The 3,576-nt window shown below is 43.8% G+C and carries 4 protein-coding genes; all 4 read right to left on the bottom strand.

Annotation, left to right across the window (positions count from 1 at the left end; translation table 11 throughout):
- On the bottom strand, nucleotides 1–653 hold a 653-nt coding region (locus F6K20_RS29265), incomplete at its 3' end, for a gamma-butyrobetaine hydroxylase-like domain-containing protein (RefSeq protein WP_287297041.1).
- Nucleotides 654–700: 47 nt separating this feature from the next.
- A complete protein-coding gene (locus F6K20_RS29260) occupies nucleotides 701–2,020 on the bottom strand; it encodes a TauD/TfdA family dioxygenase (RefSeq protein ID WP_008188321.1) in 1,320 nt (439 codons plus the stop codon).
- 175 nt (nucleotides 2,021–2,195) lie between these two features.
- Complete coding sequence (gene panD / locus F6K20_RS29255) at nucleotides 2,196–2,681, bottom strand: aspartate 1-decarboxylase (protein ID WP_008188324.1); 486 nt, start codon at nucleotides 2,679–2,681, stop codon at nucleotides 2,196–2,198.
- A 523-nt stretch (nucleotides 2,682–3,204) separates the two neighbouring features.
- Nucleotides 3,205–3,576 (bottom strand): ureidoglycolate lyase (locus tag F6K20_RS29250; RefSeq protein WP_287297039.1); only part of this gene is annotated, 372 nt, incomplete at its 5' end.

Below are 3,576 nucleotides of genomic sequence, written 5' to 3'. Positions count from 1 at the left end.
GCAGTAACGTCTGTATGATTTCTTAAACGCCCCAATTGATAAGAGTGTTGGATAGCTTGAGCAACTGTGTTTTGTCTATCCATAGTAAATACATTGGTGGGATGATAACGTTGCCGTAAAGGCCCCACCCGTTCCACCAATGCCCGAAAGCTTTGTTCGTCATTTGGAGCATTCTCAATTATTGCTACCCCTAGTTCGACGAGCTGATTTAAGTAAGACAATAAAACGTCGTCATCATTCATCACCTCATGATAATCAAAATAAGAGATAGATACTGATGCATCCCAAAGTTGAGGTTTTGATTTTTGTTTAAGGGCTGGGTCATTGTAACAATGAACTCGTAGCCAGGAAGGATCGAATACACTGTGATGCCCTGTTTCCTGACCACCCCAGACAATATCCAAATTCCCTTCAGGATCAATTGTCACCTTTTCAGTAGTTGGGTTTAAAGGAATTTTGAGGAGGTCATGTCCGCTATTGAGGCTTAAGGTATCTCGCTGAAAGCATTTAGGACAGCGACAGCTATCTAGGAGCCAGAGATTATGGTAAAAGCTTTGATGGCCATCTTTCCAAGTGATCTCTACGCCATTGTCACTGGTTGCCATGGATTTGATACAAAAAGCAGGTTTGAGTTGTCGAAGTAGCGTGGTCATGTTAATTTCAAGCTCCTATGTATCAAGCTGCTATGTATGTCGTTTCTTTAGATTGTGGTGCGGTCTGCCAGAATTTCTAAAGCACGGTCTGAGCATCCCATTAACCAGATATCTGACATACCGCTTTTCTTACCTAGTAACAGTCGCCGCCTGCTACGGAATGTTTCTGGCTTCATGTAGGCTCCCAGTAAAACTCGTCGCAGCTGAGGATTATGAATGGCGGTACGCCCGTGGAGTAATCGCCAGTTGTCGTTAACTAATACTTGTCCCGGAGCGATCAGAAATTCGGCGTTATATTCAGGAGCTTCAGCTAGCGCTGTAAATGCTTGGTAGGCTGCATATAAGTCTTGAATCTTATCAGGAGAAACCTCTAGTGGCACTCGGTCTGTTTCATGGTGACGAATCTGGTAGACTTCACCCGTTTCATCCAAATTAATTACATGCTGACGATGATAAGTTTCCCATTGGTACTTCTTGGTGCCAATTTCATGCTTAGATACTTTTTCTTCCACACCCAGGCGACGGCGACCTGTTGGCACATACTCTGTGGTCAGCAACTCGAAGAATTTTGGCTGTTGGGTTCTGAGAACTTGGGCAATTTTAAATCCATCCACTAACGTGGAATATGCCTGTTTGTCATAGTCTGGGTTGTCGTATTGGATACATCCGAGAAATTGCAGTCTGGGAGGAACGTTGTAAGACACATGGTCTGTGTGATTATGTAAACGTTGCATATACTGATAGGCGTGGTGAATATTCCCTGCCAGTTTGTTTGCTGTATCCAACGTAAAGATATGGGTGGGATGATATCGTTCTTGGATCGGTCCAATCCGCTCTATCAGTGCCTGAAAACTTTCTCGATTCTTGGGCACGTTGTCAATGATGACTACTCCCAATTCCAGCATCTTGTCCAACCACAGCAACAGTGCCCAATCGTCTTTCATCACTTCGTAGTAATCGAAATGAGGGATGGACACTGATGAATCCCACAGTTGGGGTTTTCGTCGCTGTTTGAGAGCGGGGTCTGTTTGACAGTGAACTCGCAGCCAAGATGGATCGAATACACTGTGATGTCCAGGTTCTTGACCGCCCCAGACTATATCCAAATTGCCTTCACGATCAATCTTGACCGCTTCAGTGATGGGATTGAGTGGCATTTTCAGGGGGTCATGTCCTTCCCCTTCTGAGCTGTTAAGGCTCAATGTATCCTGCTGGAAGCATTCGGGACAGTGGCAAGCATCCCGCAGCCAGAGGTTATGGTAAAAGCTATGATGACCATCTTTCCAAGTGACTTGTACACCGTTGTTGTTCACTGCAACTGATTCAATCCGAAAAGCGGCTTTGAGTTGCCGAAGTAGGGTTGTCATCTTTCACCTTTATGCTTTGTATTACTTGCTTCCGATTTATTTGAAAACAGGACTTACGCGCTTAAGTGTATTTAGCACCCCTATCTACCAAATTATGGATATTTATGGAAAGTAATGATGTCAAAATACCCCAATTTTGGGGTATTTAGGAGGCAAATGCGTAATTCCTGGAAAACTAGGCTTCAGCCCCCACCATTACCTCTGACTTAGAGGTCAATTGTTTGCCGTTACTGGTTTGATAGCCGTTGTATTCCAGTTTCTCTCCATTAGGGGTGAGAGTAGGGGTGAGAGTCTGGTAAAAAACTTCTTGACAGCAGTTGTTTTCATCAGCAATCAGTACCCGCGCTTGGTGTCCGCTACTCAAAATTTCAGCGCGATCGCATTGCTCGTTTGCCCAGATAATCAAGGTATCTCCCTCTTTGCACAGTAGCGCTCCCCCTCCATTGGGACAAATTTTTCCTGAACCTGCTTCTCCTGGCAAAACATAGGTTGACCAGCGATTGCCATTGTCAATGTTGACAATTTCTACTTCTTCGAGGGGTAGGATCCCTACCTGTGCCAGCAAGTCGGAGTCAATCGTGACACTGCCCACATAGTGGCGGTTTGCCTCAGTTACACGCACTCGATGTAGCTTGGCGTGCATTAGTTTGATGGTCGCCATGATTTATTCTCCGTTGAGTTGAATGAATGAATTGAATGAATTGAATGAATTGAAATTCAATTGACGTGAACGAGCCTATTTCTGGACTTAGCCATTGGCATTTTACGCTCTCTATTTGAGATTGCTATACCATCGCTCCACTAATCACTAAAAACCTAAATCACTTCGGTTCTTCAGTGATTTATGAGTCTATAAATACGGATTTTTTTTCGTCTGCCATGATTACTAAATAGGCGATTTTTAGCAGCTATTCAGTAATAGAAGTTGACACATTTTTTTACACATCATTTTCCAGAAAATACATCGATTTACCTTTCTCCCTCCCACCCTAAGCCCCCTAAATCCCCCAATTATGGGGGACTTTAAGTCTATTTCCCCCCAAACTTGGGGGGCTAGGGGGGCGAATTTTTTTGTAACTGGCGCTCTAGCTCCTTTAGAAGCGGCTAAGGAAAATACTTGCACTTCAAATTATAGAAAATCATCTGTTTCTATCTATTCCGTGCTGTGTTGGCTATCTATATTGTCAGTCTTCTTCAGGTTTACGAAGGGGAATCTTTAGACAAGTATCTTGCTCCTTCAACAATAGACAATCTACTGTAGCATAGATACTGCCTTGCTTATTTTTATAGACTACTTCTCCAGAAAGCGGTAGGGGAGCTGTGTGCCATACTCCAGGATGAATTGATATGCCGTAACTACCATCGGAGTAAAGCGCTACAAAATCTTCTGGTTTGACATTGTCCCCAGGAGGAGCTAATAAAAAAATGCTAGGTTCACCATTTTTAGGAATAAAAGCCTCTCCTGCATCTAGATGGGCGCTAAGCCAATTCACTAGCACATAGTTAGAGTTAGTCTCAGGATCAACTATAGCCTTTCCTGCTGCACCACCGCGAGA

Source organism: Moorena sp. SIO2C4, assembly GCF_010672485.1.
Taxonomy (GTDB): Bacteria; Cyanobacteriota; Cyanobacteriia; order Cyanobacteriales; family Coleofasciculaceae; genus Moorena; species Moorena producens.
The sequence above is the reverse complement of the archived record's forward strand: the minus strand, read 5'-3'. Positions and strand labels throughout refer to the sequence as shown.